Genomic DNA, 16299 nt, shown 5'->3' on the forward strand with positions numbered 1-16299 from the left:
GTGCCGCGCTACAAGCTCACCATTGAATATGACGGCACACCCTATGCCGGCTGGCAGCGGCAGGAAAACGGCCACACGGTCCAAGCCGCGATCGAGCAGGCGATTAAAAAGTTCTGCGGCGAGGATGTGGCCCTTGGTGCTGCCGGGCGGACCGATGCCGGCGTTCATGCGCTGGCGCAAATAGCGCATGTGGACCTGGCGAAGGATTGGGGCGCGGCCAAGGTGCGCGATGCGCTGAATGCCCACCTTGTGATGGCCAATGAGCGCGTGGTCATCCTCAATGTCGAGCGTGTGCCGGAGACATTCGACGCGCGATTCTCGGCCACTGCGCGCCATTATCTCTACCGCATCATCAATCGCCGGCCGCCCATCGCGGTGGAAGCCAACCGCGCCTGGTGGGTATCGAAGCCGCTGGATAGCGGTGCGATGCACGAGGCCGCGCAGCTGCTTCTGGGCCAGCATGATTTCACCACCTTCCGCGCCTCGCAGTGCCAGGCAAAGAGTCCGGTCAAGACGCTCGACCGGCTGGATGTCACGCGTAACGGCGAGCTTGTCGAAATCCGCGCCTCGGCGCGTTCCTTCCTGCACAATCAGGTGCGCTCGCTTGCAGGCAGTCTGATGGAAGTGGGCGTCGGGCGCTGGACGGCGGATGATCTCGTCGCCGCTCTTGGAGCGCGCGACCGCGCCGCCTGCGGGCAGGTCGCGCCCCCTTATGGGCTTTACCTTATCGGCGTCGATTACGACCTGCTTTAACGATGCAGGAGCGTGCTATCGGCAGCGGTGGGATAATCGATGCCGAAGAGATGCTGTAGTGCGACGGTAATCAGAATCGATCCGATGAAAAGCGTGATGTAGAAGGGCAGCGCGAAGGTGTGCGGTCTTTGCAAAGCCACCTGCGTCAGTCGATAGGAAAAGACTATCGACACCCCCAACAGCATGATCGAAATCAGCGCCATGAATTCAGAAGACAAGGGAAAAAACAGCCGCACCAGCGTGATGGGAACGAATAGCCACGCGATCAGCGCCGTTCCCCAGTTGGAGGCGATGACATAGGGCGCGAAGCGCCGCGAGATGCCGACGCGCCGGGCGAGAAGTCCCAGCACCAGGATCGGCAGCACCCATGAGATCAAATCGACCATGGCTGTGCGCATCACAATGCTGAACCGCAGTCCGGCCTCGTCATCACCCCGCGCGAGATCCGCCGCATAGACGACCCATCCGGCGAAGAGCGGCGGCAGCGCTACCAGCATGGCATAGAAGGATTGCCAGAACCCTTCCGCCGATATGTCGAGCAGGGTAAGGCCATCCGGCCGCCCGCGCATCATGCGCCAGCTGCCGTAGAGATAGCGATAGATATCGTCAAGCGTCGGCATGGAATGGCTCATGCAAAAAAATCTTTCAAGAAGCGTTGATAGATTCGCGTCAGCATTTCCAGGTCCGACAATGCTGCACGTTCATCGACCATGTGCATGGTCCGCCCGACCAGGCCGAACTCGACAACCGGGCAGTAATTCTTGATGAAACGCGCGTCCGATGTGCCGCCTGAAGTCGAAAGCTCGGGCTTCCTGCCGGTGACTGCTTCGATCGAGGCGCTGAGCGTGCCGATCAGTTTCTCGTCGCGTGTCAGGAAAACCGGGCTCGGGCGTTCGCTCCAGACAAGATCATAAATGACCGGCGTCTCGCGGTCCGATCGCAGCTTGTTGCTCGCTGCCGCGCGATCGAGACGGTTATGGATTTCGGCCATGATCGTCTCCTCCGTCCAGCTATCATTGAAGCGGATATTGAAGGAGGCCGTTGCCTTTGCCGGGATGACGTTGGTGGCCGCATTGCCGACATCGATGGTGGTGACTTCCAGATTGCTCGGCTGGAAATCCTCGGTGCCGGTATCGAGAGCCGGATCGAGCAGCGCCTCTATCAGCGTGACAAGGCCGCGTATCGGGTTTTCTGCCAGATGCGGATAGGCGGCATGGCCTTGCACACCGCGGACGGTGAGTGTGCCGGAAACGGAGCCGCGCCGGCCGATCTTGATCATGTCGCCGATGCGGTTCGGATTGGTCGGCTCGCCGACCAGCGCCGCATCCCAGTGCTCGCCCCGCCTGGCTGCCCAATCGAGCAACTTCACCGTCCCGTTGATCCCGGGCCCTTCCTCGTCGCCTGTAATGAGGAAGGAGAGGCTGCCCTTCAGCGGGGAGGTCTCTGTCCCGCCCTTAAGCTCCTTGTCGTCGCTGGCGGGGACCCCGTGCTCCGCGATATGGCGGGCGACGGCGGCGACGAAGCAGGCGATGCCGCCCTTCATGTCGACGGCGCCGCGCCCATAGATTTCGCCATTGTCGATAGAAGCCGAGAACGGCGGATGTTTCCACGCGCTCTCGTCGCCCGGAGGCACGACATCAGTATGGCCGGCGAACATCAGATGCGGCCCGTTGCCGGAACGCCGGGCGTAGAGATTGTGGATATCGGGCGTCCCGCTTTCGGAAAAGACCGTGCGCTCAATGGAAAAGCCAAGCGGCTCCAGCATGTTGGCAAGGGCGGTCAGCGCTCCGCCTTCGGTTGGAGTCACCGAAGGGCAGCGGATCAGGGCGGAGAGATTTTCAATCGGGTCTGTCGGCAGGATCATTCTAAATCAGCTTCCGGTGGTTCGGATCATCTATCATATAAAGTGACATATAAAATTTAACTTGACCGCACCGTAACCGCCATCGTTAGTTAACGACATATTGATGAAGAAGCCCAGCCTATGGGCCACAGCCGCAACGTTAAAAAAAAGCGCATAGCGCTTAAAGGGGAACGACGATGCGCAAATATGCGGTCGCGGCGTTAATGGCGGGAATGCTCGCCGGGTCGATTGGATTGGCGCAGGGAGCACAGCGGCTTTCCGCCGGCGGCGCCACCAGCATTCCATACGGCCATCTGGATTTATGTAAACGCTACCCGCAGCAGTGCGGCGCGCACCGGGTCATGCCGCCTGTCGCGCTGAGCGATGTGCGCTGGGGAAAGATGGAGCGGATCAACCAGTCCGTCAACGCCTCCGTCGCGCCGAAATCCGACCAGGATAATTACGGCAAGCGCGATTACTGGACGATGCCGGCGAAGCGCATGGGTGATTGTGAGGACTATGTGCTGATGAAGCGGGCGAGGCTGCTTGCCCAGGGCTTCAGCGCATCGCAATTGCTCATCACCATGGTTCGCAACCGGGGGGAAGCGCACATCGTCCTGACGGTGCGGACGGACAAGGGCGATTTCGTTCTCGACAATCTGCGCAACGAGATCCTGCCTGTTGAGAAGACGGGATATAATTACGTGAAAATGCAGGCGCCGAACCACTCCGGCCGCTGGGTCGCAATATCGGGCCACGCAACCGAGATCGCATCGAATTAAAGTTGTTCTTGGGGTGATGGAACTGCGGGCCGCTCGTCCGGCCCGCAGGGGGAATTTCGTCCGACTCGGTGCCCTTGTCATCCCGCTGTCATGAAAACGATGCATGTAGCGCGGCGGCAGCGGCCTCAGAACAAGGCATTGTTTTCAATTATTGAACGCTCGATTAGAACACACTGTTCAGGACATCGGAACAATCCCGCTCTGGTAACGATCCCGTGATAGACCGGTGATCTTATAAGCTACTGATAATACGTATTAAAAATTTCGATTAGAAAGCGAACACCCGATTTCAAGCGCACAAAAGCGTGAGCTCGGGAACATTTTCGTTATTGGAACTCACCGCTTTTGTCTTCCATTTGAACAGCAACCGGAAGGGCGAGAATCCTCCCAAGACAAGCCACTTCCGGGAAAGTTCCAAGGAGATAAAATCATGAAGAAATTTGCCCTTACCGTTGCTGCCCTTGCCCTGAGCGCGGGCGCTGCCTTTGCCGAAAACCCAACCGTTGGCACGCCCGATAATCTTTATGCCAACGACAGCACCCCTGCTGCCGCTGAGAAGGTTGATTATACGGCTCCGGCTTCGATCAGCACGGTAGAAAAGACCAACCCGGCCGCCAAGCGCTTTAGCGACGCGTCCCCGGCAAACCAGCAGTAATAAAGCCAATAGGCGCGTGAGCGAATAGGGAATTTGCCCTATTCGCTCCCCACCCTCCCTCACTATCTTAAGGAAATATCATCATGAAAAAGATCATGCTTGCCACAGCCGTGCTGGCCCTCAGCGCTGGCGCCGCCTTCGCCGAAAACCCGAATTTGGGTACGCCTGCCGACCTCCATGCCAACATCCAGGCACAAGCGGCGCAGAATGTCGATTACACACCGACAGCCAGCATCAGCACCGCCAACCCGGCGGCTGACCGTTTCGGCGATGCTTCACCGGCCAAGGGTGAATAATAGACCGGACACTAGGCATACTGTTCTCCAGTACAATTGCCGAACTGTCCAACAAGCGGCGAAGCTTCGGCTTCGCCGCTTTCTTTATTTGGTAATTCTGTTTCGGATCAGTCTCTGAGAAGATCGTTGATCGAGGTCTTTGAACGGGTCTTTTCGTCCACGCGCTTGACGATGACGGCGCAATAAAGGTTCGGGCCCGGTTCACCATTGGGAAAGGGCTTGCCCGGCATGGTGCCCGCCACGACGACGGAATAAGGCGGGACTTCGCCATAGAAGATTTCGCCGGTGGCGCGGTCGACGATCTTGGTCGATTTGCCGATGAACACGCCCATGCCCAGCACCGCCCCTTCGCGCACGATACAGCCTTCGACCACCTCGGAGCGCGCGCCGATGAAGCAATTGTCCTCGATGATGGTGGGGCCGGCCTGCATCGGCTCCAGCACGCCGCCGATGCCGACGCCGCCGGAGAGATGCACATGCTTGCCGATCTGCGCACAGGAACCGACAGTCGCCCAGGTATCCACCATCGTGCCTTCACCGACATAGGCGCCGAGATTGACGAAGGACGGCATCAGGATCGCGCCGGGCGCGATATAGGCGGAGCGGCGAACCACGCAATTGGGCACCGCGCGGAAGCCTGCTTTCTCGAATTCGAGCGCGCCCCAGCCATCGAACTTGGAGGGAACCTTGTCCCACCAGACGGACTCGCCCGGACCACCCTTGACGATCTCCATCGCGTTGAGGCGGAACGACAGGAGCACGGCCTTTTTGAGCCATTGATAGACATGCCAGTTGCCGTCCGCGCCTTTTTCCGCAACCCGGACCTCGCCGCGATCGAGCGCATTGAGCGCTTGCTCGACGGCATCACGGATCTCGCCGCGCGTATCCAGGTTAATGCCGTCGCGTTCGTCGAAGGCCTTAACGATGATCTTTTCGAGGCTGGCGAAATCTGGCTGGGACATGAAAAAGGCTCCTAAACCGGCTATTGACGAACCGCCGGTACTATGACCGGCGGACTTTAAATTGACCTATAGCATCAGTACCGAAATCGAAAATGGTTTTAATGGAATGGGAACGGAGAAGAAGAATATGAACCCGATGGAAAAGAACGGCTGGACGCCATTTCCCCATTCCGGCGAGGATGTCAAGCACGCCAGGACCGTGCCTGAGACACCGCAGACCGAAGCGCCGGCCTACCGGCTCGCTTACGCCGATCCGGATTTTCTGACCCGCCGCGAATTGCGTCCCATACGGCTGCAGCTCGAGCTTCTGAAGCCGGAGATGCTTTTCGAGGAGCACGGCATCAAATCGACAGTCGTCCTCTTCGGCGGCGCTCGCATTCCTGAACCGGGTGGCGAAGCATGGGCTGCAAAGAACGAAACGCAGAAAAAAAACCTCGAAGCCAATTCACGCTATTACGACGAGGCGCGCCGCTTCGCGCAATTATGCTCGCAGTATTCGGTGACGACCGGCTCCCATGAATTCGTCGTGGTCACCGGTGGCGGTCCCGGCGTCATGGAGGCGGGCAATCGCGGCGCGGCGGATGTCGGCGCGCCGTCCATCGGCCTCAACATCGTGCTGCCGCACGAGCAGGCGCCCAACCCTTACGTGACGCCCGATCTGTGCTTCAATTTCCATTATTTCGCCATCCGCAAGATGCACTTCCTGATGCGGGCCAAGGCAGTCGTGGTGTTCCCCGGCGGCTTCGGCACCATGGATGAACTCTTCGAGACGATGACGCTGATCCAGACCGGCCGCATGGAGCGTGTGCCTCTGCTGATGTTCGGCAAGGAATTCTGGTCGCGCGTGATCAACATCGACTATCTGGCCGAGCAGGGCATGATCGCGCCGGCGGATGTGGAGTTGCTTACCTTCGTCGATACGGCTGCGGAAGCTTGGGACAAGATCAAGGGGTTTTATGGGCTTTGATCCGATAGGACGCTCTCCAGGAACTCCACCAGATTATCGGTGACGTAGTCCACCTGATCGGTATATTCCGGGTCGCTTTCCCAGATTTCCGAAAAGGTGGGCTCGAAATTTTTGGGTACAATCAGAACGGTCTTCATGCCGAGCGTTTTCGGCACCACGAGATTGCGGGCAAGGTCTTCGAACATCACCGCCTGGCGGCTATCGACGCGGTGCAGGCCGACGAACTTGTCATAGGTTTCCCGCGCGGGCTTCGGCGTCAAATCCGCCGCGACGATATCGAAGATGTCGTCGAAATGGTCGAGGATTCCCAATTGCCGCGCCGAGCGTTCGGCATGGCCGCGATTGCCGTTGGTGAAGATGAACTTGCGGCCGGGCAGCTGTTTTATCGCCGCGCCAAGCGCCGGATCGGGCGCGAGCCACGAGTAATCAATGTCGTGCACCTTCTCCAGGAAATCGTCCGGGTCGATTTCATAGCGCCCCATCAATCCTTTAAGCGTCGTGCCGTATTCGAGATAGAATTGCTTCTGCAAAACCCTCGCCTCCTCGCGCGGAAGCTGGAGAAGCTTGGCGACATAGCTCGTCATCTTCACGTCGATCTGCGAGAACAGGTTCGACGCGTGCGGATAAAGCGTGTTGTCGAGGTCGAAAACCCAGTCGGTTATGTGGGCGAATGCGTGGGCATCAGGCGTGTTGATCATGATATCTTTATGCCATGAATTATGAGAGTGAGGTAGAGTTCTCCCACTATCTCACTGTTCACTATTCCCCATCTCGCTGACCTCCCCATGGAACTCTGGATTCCCGTAACCATCGCCGCGGCCTTTCTGCAAAACTTGCGCTCGGCCCTGCAGAAGCATTTGCGCACGTCGCTGAGCACGACGGGCGCCAGTTTCGTACGTTTCGGCTATGGCTTTCCCGTGGCGCTCGTTTATGTGTTCGCGCTGCATCATTTCGCGGGCCATGCCTTTCCCGCGTTCAACCGGACCTTCGTCCTCTGGTCGGTGATCGGCGGACTGGCGCAGATCTTCGCGACGATTCTGCTGGTCTACCTTTTCTCGTTGCGCAATTTCGCGGTCGGCACCGCCTATTCCAAGACCGAGCCGGTGCAGGCGGCGGTATTCGGGCTGATCATTCTGGGTGAGCGGATCACGGCGGGCGTCGTCGCGGCCATCGTCGTCGGCATTGCGGGCGTGATGATGATTTCAGTCGCGCGCATGCCGCTCTCCTGGCGCAATCTGGGCGCGACGCTCATTAGCCGTACAGCACTGATCGGCATCGCGTCGGGTGCGATCTTCGGCATCTCAGCCGTCGCCTATCGCAGCGCCGCACTCGCCCTCGACGGCCCGCATCCGATCATGCAGGCGGCGGTGACGCTTGCCTTCGTCACCGTATTCCAGACGGCGTTCATGCTGATCTGGATGATGGTCAAGGACGCGGCGGAGATCGGCCGCGTCATCCGTTCGTGGCGGTCCTCATCGCTGGTCGGGCTTGCTGGCGTGATGGGTTCCGCCTGCTGGTTTACAGCGATGACGCTGCAGCCGGTCGCCTATGTGCGCGGGCTGGGTCAGATCGAACTCGTCTTCACCTTCATCGCGTCGGTGTTCTTCTTCCGCGAGCGGATCAATCGGATGGAGGTGGCGGGCTGCGTGTTGATCGTGGCGGGGATTTTGCTGCTTTTGATGTGGCGTTGAGCGAGGCATACCCCCCTCTGCCCTGCCGGGCATCTCCCCCTCAAGGGGGGAGATTGGCTGACACCACCGTCGGCTTTCACTCCGCAACGTCTGCGATTGGTGCCGAGCGTTCATGAAGGCCTAATCTCCCCCCTTGAGGGGGAGATGCCCGGCAGGGCAGAGGGGGGTTCGGCCTCGCGATTTCGTCAATACAGGGACCACCTACATTTTAGCCTCACGGCACGATCAGCGTCCCCGCGCCATGCTCGGTAAACAATTCCAGCAGCACCGAATGCGGGGTCTTGCCGTTGAGGATAACCACGCCCTCGACGCCGCGCTTGATGGCGTCGATGCAGGTTTCGACCTTGGGGATCATGCCGCCGGAAATGGTGCCGTCGCGGATCAAGGCCTGCGCGTCGGCGACCGACAATTCCTTGATCAACTGCTTGTTCTTGTCGAGCACGCCAGGCACATCGGTCAGGAACAAAAGGCGCGAGGCGGCGAGCGCGCCGGCGATGGCGCCGGCGAAGGTGTCGGCATTAATATTGTAGGTGTGGCCGTCGCGGCCCGGCGCCACCGGCGCGATAACGGGGATCATCTCGGAGCGGGCCAGAAGGTCGAGCAATGTGCGGTCGACTTCGACCGGCTCGCCGACAAAGCCCAGATCCAGCACCTTCTCGATATTGGAATCGGGATCGACGACCGTCTTCGTGGCCTTCTTGGCAAAGACCATGTTGCCGTCCTTGCCGCAAAGGCCGATGGCCCATTCGCCCTCGGCATTGATGAGCGCGACGATCTCCTTGTTGATCGAGCCGGCGAGCACCATCTCGACCACTTCCACGGTCTTTTCGTCGGTGACGCGCAGGCCGCCCTCGAAGCGGGATTCGATGCCGAGCTTGGCGAGCATGGCCGCGATCTGCGGGCCGCCGCCATGCACGACGATCGGGTTGATGCCGGACTGCTTCAGAAGCGCGATATCGCGGGCGAAGGCCTTTCCCAATTCCGGGTTGCCCATGGCATGGCCGCCATATTTAACCACCACGGTCTTGTGCTCGTAGCGCTGCATGAAGGGCAGCGCGGCGGAAAGAAGCTGAGCCTGGATTTCCGCAGTTTCGGAAGCGTTGGTCATGGTAATCGCGGGCTCCACGGATAAGAGGGCGCTATCGGGTGGAGGGTCTCATAGCGCATGTTGGCAGTGGGAGGAATATATTTTTGGGAAGTGAATACCGATGATCGCGAACTTATTCCCGCGACAGCAGCACGATCGCGGCGCGTAATTCATCAAGGCCAACGCCTTTTTCCGACGACGTCGCCAAAATCACCGGAAAGGCAGCCGCCCGCTTGGCGATTGCCTTCGCCGTTTCCTCCATCAGGCGGGGTACGCCGGCGGCCTTGATCTTGTCGATCTTGGTCAGCACGATCTGGTAGGAAACGGCGGCCTTGTCGAGAAGGTCGAGCACTTCCGCATCATTCTTCTTGATGCCGTGGCGCGCGTCGATGAGCACATAGACACGCTTCAAGGTGGTGCGCCCGCGCAAGTAATCGAAGACGAGCCTTGTCCACGCATCGACTTGGCTCTTCGGCGCTTCGGCGAAGCCGTAGCCCGGCATGTCAACCAGCGCCAGCGGCGGGAGGTCTTTCCCCTCGCCGGAATATCCATCAGGCACGAAATAGTTGAGCTCCTGAGTGCGGCCCGGCGTGTTCGAGGTCCGCGCCAGCCCCTTCTGCCCGACAAGCGCATTGATGAGTGACGATTTACCGACATTCGAGCGGCCCGCGAAAGCGATTTCAAGCGGACCCTCCGGCGGCAGGAATTTCATCGCCGGCACACCGCGAATGAATATCCAGCCCTTGGCGAAAAGCATCCGCCCGGCTTCAATGAGTTCGGCTTGATTGTCTGGTTGGGTCATCGTTGATCCGCGAGGCCTTACCCTCCCCCTTGCGGGGAGGGTCGGACCGTAGGTCCGGGGTGGGGGTGGAGACGGTTGCGCTCGACATTGCACCACCCCCATCCGCCCGCTCCGCGGGCACCTTCCCCGCAAGGGGGAAGGAGGAGGCGTCGGAGTTACTCCGCCGGTTTCGGCTTCGACTTGAACAACCCCTTCAGATTATCCAAAAGCTCGATCTTGGCGCCCTGCCGTTTCATGATCACGGCTTGCTGGGTGATCGAGAGCGTGTTGTTCCATGCCCAGTAGATGACCAGCCCAGCCGGGAACGCCGCCAGCATGAAGGTGAAGATGATCGGCATCCAGGTGAAGATCATGGCCTGCGTCGGGTCCGGTGGCGTCGGGTTCATGCGCATCTGCAGGAACATGGTGATGCCCATGATAATCGGCCACACGCCGATCATCAGGAAGTGCGGCGGCACAAAAGGCAGCAGGCCGAACAGGTTGAAGATGGACGTCGGGTCCGGCGCGGCGAGATCGTGGATCCAGCCGAAGAACGGCGCGTGGCGCATTTCGATGGTAACGTAGAGCACCTTGTAAAGCGCGAAGAACACCGGGATCTGCACCAGCACCGGCCAGCAGCCGGCGAGCGGATTGATCTTCTCGGTCTTGTACAACTCCATTGTCGCCTGTTGCTGCTTGACCTTATCATCAGCGTATTTCTCGCGGATTTCCAGCATCTTCGGCTGCATCATCTTCATGCGCGCCATCGAAGCATAGGACTTGTTGGCGAGCGGGAAGAACACCGCCTTGAGAAGCACCGTGACGAGCAGGATCGCCACGCCGAAATTGCCGGTGAGCTTGTAGAGCCAGTCGATGAGATAGAACATCGGCTTGGTGATGAAATAGAACCAGCCCCAGTCGATCATCAGTTCGAACTGGCGGATGCCGAGGTTCTTTTCATAGGCCTTGATCTTGGCCACTTCCTTGGCGCCGGCGAAGATATGGTTTTCGACCGAGGCCGATTGACCAGGCTGGATCGTCACCGGATCGGCGAGGAAATCGGCCTGATAGCGCGAGCGGCCATCGGGGAAGTAAGAGAAGCGCGCCTGATATTTCTCGTTCTGCGGCGGGATCAGCGCTGTCGCCCAATATTTGTCGGTGATGCCGAGCCATCCGCCCGCGGATTTCGGCGGTGAGACATCCTTCTCTTCCGCCATCTTCGAATATTTAATTTCCTGCAGGCCATCGTCGCCGATGACGCCGATCAGCCCTTCATGCAGGACGTAAGTCGCGCTGGGATGCGCCGGCGGCTCAAAGCGCGTCACGCGGCCATAGGAGGAAAGCGTTACCGGCGCGCCGGAAGCGTTGGCCACCGTGTCATCGACCGTGAACATGTAATTGTCATCGACCGAGATAACGCGCTTGAAGGTGAGCCCCTTGTCGTTGGTGTAGGTCAGCGTCACCGGCGTCGTTGCGGTCAGCGTATCGTTGCCCTCGACCTTCCACACCGTTGCCGGGCCGGGAACCGCGCCGGTTTGCGCGTTGCCCGCATAGCCGAGCTCGACGAAATAACCCTGCTTTAGTGGAGATGGCGCGAGAAGTTCGATGTCAGGCGAGCTGTCGTCAACCGTCTCGTGGTAATGCTTGAGATAGAGATCGTCGAGGCGCGCGCCCGTCAGGTTGATCGAGCCCTTGAGGCTTGGCGTATCGATCTTGATGCGGCCGGACTGCGCAATCGCCGCGTCGCGGGTGACCGCCCCGTTCGCCGCATTATCCACCGTCTGCCCGGGAATGCCCTGCTGGCCGGTGGCGCTGGGGCTATTAGCGCCGGGAATATTGTCGGCCTGGGTGCCCATCGCCGGTGCCGTCTGCGATCCTGTCGCGGCGGGTGCCTGCGTTTGCGCCTGTTTCTGCACCTGTTCCTGGCGTTGCGCCTCGATCCGGGCCTGTTCCTTCTGCGCTTCGACCTTCGGGTTCATGTAGAACACCTGCCAGAGCGTCAGGATCAGGATGGACAGGGCAATAGTAATGAAGAAATTGCGATTATTTTCCATCGATGGTCCCAGGGCCGGATAGAGCACGATCCCGAAGAGCTGCAGACTTTTCGGATAACATCATGCGGTTAAAACTAAAGACTTTGAGCAGGATGTGTGCGGTTCAATTACATCCTGCTCAAGCCGGATCAGCGTTTTTGTTCAGCGCGTCTGGCAACCCGTTTGGCGAGTTCCCGGACAAGTTCGGTGAAGGGCGCATCAAGCGCCTCGCGGCGTGCAACGATCACATAGTCGGTACCGTCGGCCATGTCACCTGCATTGGCGCGCATGGCCTCGCGCAGGCGCCTGCGGATGCGGTTGCGGATGACCGCGTTGCCGTTCTTCTTGGTGACGGTCAGACCCACGCGTGGTCTATCGCCTACCTTCGCAGCGGCGGACTCCGCCTCGGTACGCGCCTTGACTTCCAGCAAAAATAGCGGACCCCGCCGCTTTTCGCCATTTCTTACAGCCAAAAACTCCGCTCTCTTGCGAAGGCGGAGTGGCTTTTGTTCTGTCATGGTGCTCTTGACCGCCGCGCGGGTCACGCGCGGATCGGCCCTTAAGCCGAAAGCCGCTTGCGGCCGCGGGCGCGGCGAGCGGCTATGACCTTGCGCCCGCCCGGCGTAGCCATGCGGGAACGGAAACCATGACGGCGCTTGCGGACAAGCTTGGACGGTTGGTAGGTGCGCTTCATTTTTTTAATACCGCGGCGTGCGGCCCTTCTTGGTTCTGTCTGATTTAACAGGAGCTGGCCCGGCTGGCGTCAGGCAGCACAAAACTGCCGTCAGGCCAAGAAGTCCGAACGTGGGGCGGCATATATATGCAACCCAATCCCAAGTCAATTGCTGGGGGAATGACGTTCTATTCCATTAGAAATTCATGGGGAACAGCAAGTTTCCCGACCGCCTCGATGGTATTGTTGGTAATAATGACACCGCTCTCGATAGTTGAATAATTCGTCTTTACAACCTTAATGAACTGTGGCTTGATCGAGCAATCGAAGGTTGATTCACCGCTCCGGCACTGGATGGGTCCCTTTGAGCATCCGGATGAGCCAGATGGGGGCTTCCGGCCTGGGAGGAGGGGGCCGGGTAACGGATGAGACGTGCAGGACGCCAGTCGGCGCATGGGTAACCCATCGCTCCATGCCGCTGACATACCCTGCTGCGGGCCACGGCCTGGCTTGATGGGGCCAGGCCGTGCAGCCCGCCATTTTACCGAAAAAGACCTGCGGCTAGCTCCATTCTGTGATAGTGGCTCCTGTCCCGATCCCTTCCATCGGGGGCGACACCACTGCATAATTCCTTAAATCGAATTCGATTTAAGGATAAAATTATGCAGTATTTAAAAGTGTTAGAGCGTCCTTTGCGCGTCCAATTGGACGCGCGGCGCTCTAGAACAGGAGTTTATCAATGAGCATTCGCCGCATCGAGTCCGGCCCGCGCATGAGCCAGGCCGTCATCCACGGTCACACCGTTTATCTCGCCGGACAAGTCGGCGCGCCGGGAGAAAGCGTTGCCGCGCAGACGAAAGCCATTCTTGCCGCCATCGATCAGCTTCTGGCGAAGGCAGGTTCAGCCAAGTCCAAGATTCTCCAGGCGATCATCTGGCTCGACGACATGGCGAATTTCGCTGAAATGAATGCGGTCTGGGACGCCTGGGTCGATCCGGCCAACACGCCTGCTCGCGCCACGGGTGAGGCGAAGCTCGCCGGTCCCGAATACAAAGTTGAAATCATCGTCACCGCCGCTCTCGATTGAGAGCGCGTAGCCGGCTTGTGTTGAGATTGGCTTGTGTTGAGATTCAGGCGGGGTGTGAACAATGTCATCGTTTGGATATCAACACAGCCTAAAACTTGGGTTAACTTCTCCCTGCCAAAATGTGCTCATGGTGAAGAATCCTTCTATGCGTACATTGTCCATTGTCTTTTCCCTGGGTCTGGCATTGCCGGCAATGGCATCGGAACCGTCACGTCCGGTTGCCACCCCTGCCGATATCAAAAAGGCCGATATGAAGCAGGGGCCGGCAGGTGTGAGGCTGGGTGAAGGCATAGTGATGAAAAAGAAAAATGAAACGGGCCAGCCGGAAGCCGGACAGAAAATCGTCCGCAATCCGCAGTTCCTCTATCGTTTCTACCGGCCTGAAAGCCCTACGGCCAAGACGGTGATCCTCCTGCACGGCTCGGGCGGCGATGAGACGAGCCTCGTGCCGCTTGCCTCGAAAATCTGGCCCAATGCCGTGCTGCTCGGCGTGCGCGGGCGCGTGTTGCAGGAAGGCCGTACCCGCTGGTACCGCAGCATCACGCCGGTGAAATTCGACCAGAAGGATGTGCGCGCCGAAGCCGATGCCTTCGTCATCTTCCTGACGAAGCTGGCGGAGGGGCATAATCTGGATTTGAGCCGCGCCACCTTCGTCGGCTATTCCAACGGCGCCAACCTCCTCGCCGCGACGATGCTGCTGCATCCGGATCTCGTCAAACGCGCGGTGCTGATGCGCCCCATGCCGGTGCTGGACGAAACGCCCGTCGCCAATCTGTCAAAGGCCAATGTGCTGACCGTCGCTGGCAGCCAGGACAAGGTCTACGCGCCCTATGCCCCGGCGCTCTCGACGCTCCTGCGCTCGAACGGCGCGCGGGTGGATTCCCGCACCGTCGCCACGGGACATCTTCTGGGTGACGAAGACGTGCGCATCGTCAGCGAATGGCTGGGGACGCAGGGACCGGACGGCGCTCCCGCCGTGTCGATGCAGGCGGACAAGCCGGCGAGCCGGGCCCTGCCATCGCCCACCTCGGACTAGTCGTCCGAGACGCTGGCCTTTTGTCATCCAATTATCGTACTTATGGCCTTGAAAGCACCCCATCTCGGGCGTAGGTAACAACGGCAATCTTCATTGCAATCCGCATTATTCAATCTGCGCATCCGGCTTTCCCGAAAACCCCATTTTCGGGCCGGTGCTCTCGCTGCAAGGCATGAACGGAAGGACGGGCAAAATGACATTTCACAAGAACCTGATTGACGGCGAATGGATCGGTGAGAGCAAAGTGCCCAACATCAATCCGTCCGACACGAACGATGTCGTCGGAGAGTATGCATCCGCCGGGCTGGAAGAGGCGAAGGCAGCCATCGCCGCCGCCAAGGCCGCGTCGCATTCCTGGGCGCGTTCGGGCATCCTCGAACGCCACGCGATCCTGCGCAAGACCGCCGATGAGATCATGGCCCGCAAGGAAGAGCTTGGCCGTCTGCTTTCACGCGAGGAAGGCAAGACGCTTGCCGAGGGTATCGGCGAAACCATCCGCGCCGGTCAGATCTTCGATTTCTTCGCCGGCGAGGCGCTGCGCCTTGTAGGTGAAATCATCCCCTCCGTGCGTCCGGGCATCGGCGTCGAGATCACCCGCGAGCCGGTCGGCGTCGTCGGCATCATCACGCCTTGGAATTTCCCGATCGCCATCCCGGCCTGGAAGATCGCGCCTGCGCTCTGCTATGGCAACACCATCGTGTTCAAGCCGGCCGAATTGGTGCCGGGCTGCTCCTGGGCCATCGTCGATATCCTGCATCGCGCCGGCCTGCCCAAGGGAGTGTTGAACCTCGTCATGGGCAAGGGCTCGATCGTTGGCCAGGCCATGCTCGACAGCCCTGATATCAACGCCATCACGTTTACCGGCTCGGTCGGCACGGGCAAGCGCGTGGCGGCGGCGTCCATCGAGCATAACCGCAAGTTCCAGCTGGAAATGGGCGGCAAGAACCCCTTCGTCGTGCTCGATGACGCCGATCTTTCGGTCGCCGTCGAATCCGCCGTCAACTCGTCCTTCTTCTCCACCGGCCAGCGCTGCACTGCGTCCTCGCGCCTCATCGTCACCGATGGCATTCACGACAAGTTCGTCGCCGCCATGACGGAGCGGCTGAAGGGTCTTGTCGTCGACGATGCGCTGAAGCCCGGCACGCATATCGGCCCGGTGGTCGACGCGACGCAGTTGAAGCAGGACATGGATTATATCGAGATCGGCAGACAAGAGGGCGCGAAGATCGCCTTTGGCGGCGAACGGCTCGACCGCGAAACGCCGGGCTTCTACCTGCAGCCCACGCTCTTCACCGAAGCGACCAACGCCATGCGCATCAGCCGCGAAGAGATTTTCGGCCCCGTCGCATCGGTCATCCGCGTCAAGGATTACGAGGAAGCGCTTGCCGTCGCCAACGACACGCCGTTCGGCCTGTCCTCAGGCATCGCCACGACCAGCCTGAAACACGCCACGCATTTCAAGCGCAACGCGGAAGCCGGCATGGTGATGGTCAACCTGCCGACCGCCGGCGTCGATTTCCACGTGCCGTTCGGCGGCCGCAAGGGTTCTTCCTACGGCCCGCGCGAGCAAGGTAAATATGCGGCGGAGTTCTACACCGTCGTCAAGACGGCCTATACGCAGGCTTGATCGCCAATGTGAGCGCCACCGGCTTC

Annotated in this window: 18 protein-coding genes; 9 read left to right on the forward strand and 9 right to left on the reverse strand. The window is 59.7% G+C overall.

Translation table 11 applies throughout. From position 1 onward, the window contains the following. Entirely contained in the window at positions 1-753 is a 753-nt protein-coding gene (gene truA / locus C7477_RS11395) for a tRNA pseudouridine(38-40) synthase TruA (RefSeq protein ID WP_110752167.1), read from the forward strand. Here the strand turns inward: truA and C7477_RS11400 are convergent. Further along, positions 750-1373 carry a hypothetical protein gene (locus C7477_RS11400; protein ID WP_110752244.1) on the reverse strand — a complete coding sequence of 208 codons (624 nt, stop codon included), beginning with the start codon at positions 1371-1373 and terminating at the stop codon, positions 750-752. The two genes, truA and C7477_RS11400, sit on opposite strands and share 4 nt — an antisense overlap. 8 nt (positions 1374-1381) lie before the next feature. Further along, positions 1382-2617 carry a succinyl-diaminopimelate desuccinylase gene (dapE, locus tag C7477_RS11405; protein ID WP_110752169.1) on the reverse strand — a complete coding sequence of 412 codons (1236 nt, stop codon included), beginning with the start codon at positions 2615-2617 and terminating at the stop codon, positions 1382-1384. Positions 2618-2793: 176 nt separating this feature from the next. Between dapE and C7477_RS11410 the strand changes: the two genes are divergently transcribed. The 3 genes from C7477_RS11410 (at position 2794) to C7477_RS11420 (ending at position 4329) form a co-directional block, all read left to right on the forward strand. Further along, a complete protein-coding gene (locus C7477_RS11410; RefSeq protein WP_110752172.1) occupies positions 2794-3378 on the forward strand; it encodes a transglutaminase-like cysteine peptidase in 585 nt (194 codons plus the stop codon). Positions 3379-3808: 430 nt separating this feature from the next. Then, on the forward strand, positions 3809-4033 hold the full coding sequence (locus C7477_RS11415; protein WP_110752173.1) for a hypothetical protein: 225 nt from the start codon (positions 3809-3811) through the stop codon (positions 4031-4033). 83 nt (positions 4034-4116) lie between these two features. Then, positions 4117-4329 carry a hypothetical protein gene (locus C7477_RS11420; RefSeq protein WP_110752175.1) on the forward strand — a complete coding sequence of 71 codons (213 nt, stop codon included), beginning with the start codon at positions 4117-4119 and terminating at the stop codon, positions 4327-4329. A gap of 107 nt (positions 4330-4436) precedes the next feature. Here the strand turns inward: C7477_RS11420 and dapD are convergent, their stop codons facing one another. Beyond that, entirely contained in the window at positions 4437-5291 is an 855-nt protein-coding gene (dapD, locus tag C7477_RS11425) for a 2,3,4,5-tetrahydropyridine-2,6-dicarboxylate N-succinyltransferase (protein ID WP_110752177.1), read from the reverse strand. A 127-nt stretch (positions 5292-5418) separates the two neighbouring features. Between dapD and C7477_RS11430 the strand changes: the two genes are divergently transcribed. Further along, a complete protein-coding gene (locus C7477_RS11430) occupies positions 5419-6258 on the forward strand; it encodes an LOG family protein (RefSeq protein WP_110752246.1) in 840 nt (279 codons plus the stop codon). Here the strand turns inward: C7477_RS11430 and C7477_RS11435 are convergent. Further along, complete coding sequence (locus tag C7477_RS11435) at positions 6246-6956, reverse strand: pyrimidine 5'-nucleotidase (RefSeq protein ID WP_110752179.1); 711 nt, start codon at positions 6954-6956, stop codon at positions 6246-6248. The genes C7477_RS11430 and C7477_RS11435 overlap by 13 nt on opposite strands. An 87-nt stretch (positions 6957-7043) precedes the next feature. Here C7477_RS11435 and C7477_RS11440 point away from each other — a divergent pair, with 87 nt between their 5' ends. After that, a complete protein-coding gene (locus C7477_RS11440) occupies positions 7044-7949 on the forward strand; it encodes a DMT family transporter (RefSeq protein ID WP_110752181.1) in 906 nt (301 codons plus the stop codon). Positions 7950-8163: 214 nt separating this feature from the next. Here the strand turns inward: C7477_RS11440 and argB are convergent, their stop codons facing one another. The 5 genes from argB to rpmH all read right to left on the reverse strand — a co-directional run bounded on the left by argB (position 8164) and on the right by rpmH (position 12544). Then, the gene (gene argB, locus C7477_RS11450; RefSeq protein WP_110752248.1) at positions 8164-9057 is read right to left on the reverse strand and encodes an acetylglutamate kinase; all 894 of its coding nucleotides are present in this window, start codon (positions 9055-9057) and stop codon (positions 8164-8166) included. A gap of 112 nt (positions 9058-9169) precedes the next feature. After that, positions 9170-9838 (reverse strand): ribosome biogenesis GTP-binding protein YihA/YsxC, encoded by a 669-nt coding sequence (gene yihA, locus C7477_RS11455; protein WP_110752183.1) that lies wholly within the window; start codon positions 9836-9838, stop codon positions 9170-9172. 155 nt (positions 9839-9993) lie between these two features. Next, entirely contained in the window at positions 9994-11871 is a 1878-nt protein-coding gene (gene yidC, locus C7477_RS11460) for a membrane protein insertase YidC (protein ID WP_110752185.1), read from the reverse strand. 128 nt (positions 11872-11999) lie between these two features. Then, on the reverse strand, positions 12000-12368 hold the full coding sequence (rnpA, locus tag C7477_RS11465; protein ID WP_110752250.1) for a ribonuclease P protein component: 369 nt from the start codon (positions 12366-12368) through the stop codon (positions 12000-12002). A gap of 41 nt (positions 12369-12409) precedes the next feature. Further along, the gene (rpmH, locus tag C7477_RS11470; protein ID WP_068880068.1) at positions 12410-12544 is read right to left on the reverse strand and encodes a 50S ribosomal protein L34; all 135 of its coding nucleotides are present in this window, start codon (positions 12542-12544) and stop codon (positions 12410-12412) included. A gap of 718 nt (positions 12545-13262) precedes the next feature. Between rpmH and C7477_RS11475 the strand changes: the two genes are divergently transcribed. From C7477_RS11475 to C7477_RS11485, 3 genes are all read left to right on the forward strand, one after another. Further along, on the forward strand, positions 13263-13610 hold the full coding sequence (locus C7477_RS11475) for a RidA family protein (RefSeq protein ID WP_110752187.1): 348 nt from the start codon (positions 13263-13265) through the stop codon (positions 13608-13610). Between the two features lie 127 nt (positions 13611-13737). Then, positions 13738-14646, forward strand: coding sequence for an alpha/beta hydrolase (locus C7477_RS11480; protein ID WP_425373559.1), 909 nt, complete (start codon positions 13738-13740; stop codon positions 14644-14646). A 193-nt stretch (positions 14647-14839) separates the two neighbouring features. Further along, positions 14840-16273, forward strand: a complete 1434-nt coding sequence (locus tag C7477_RS11485) for an aldehyde dehydrogenase family protein (protein WP_110752189.1) — start codon at positions 14840-14842, stop codon at positions 16271-16273. Positions 16274-16299: the final 26 nt, after the last annotated feature.

The sequence above is a fragment of the Paramesorhizobium leguminum genome, from assembly GCF_003217235.1.
Lineage (GTDB): Bacteria > Pseudomonadota > Alphaproteobacteria > Rhizobiales > Rhizobiaceae > Paramesorhizobium > Paramesorhizobium leguminum.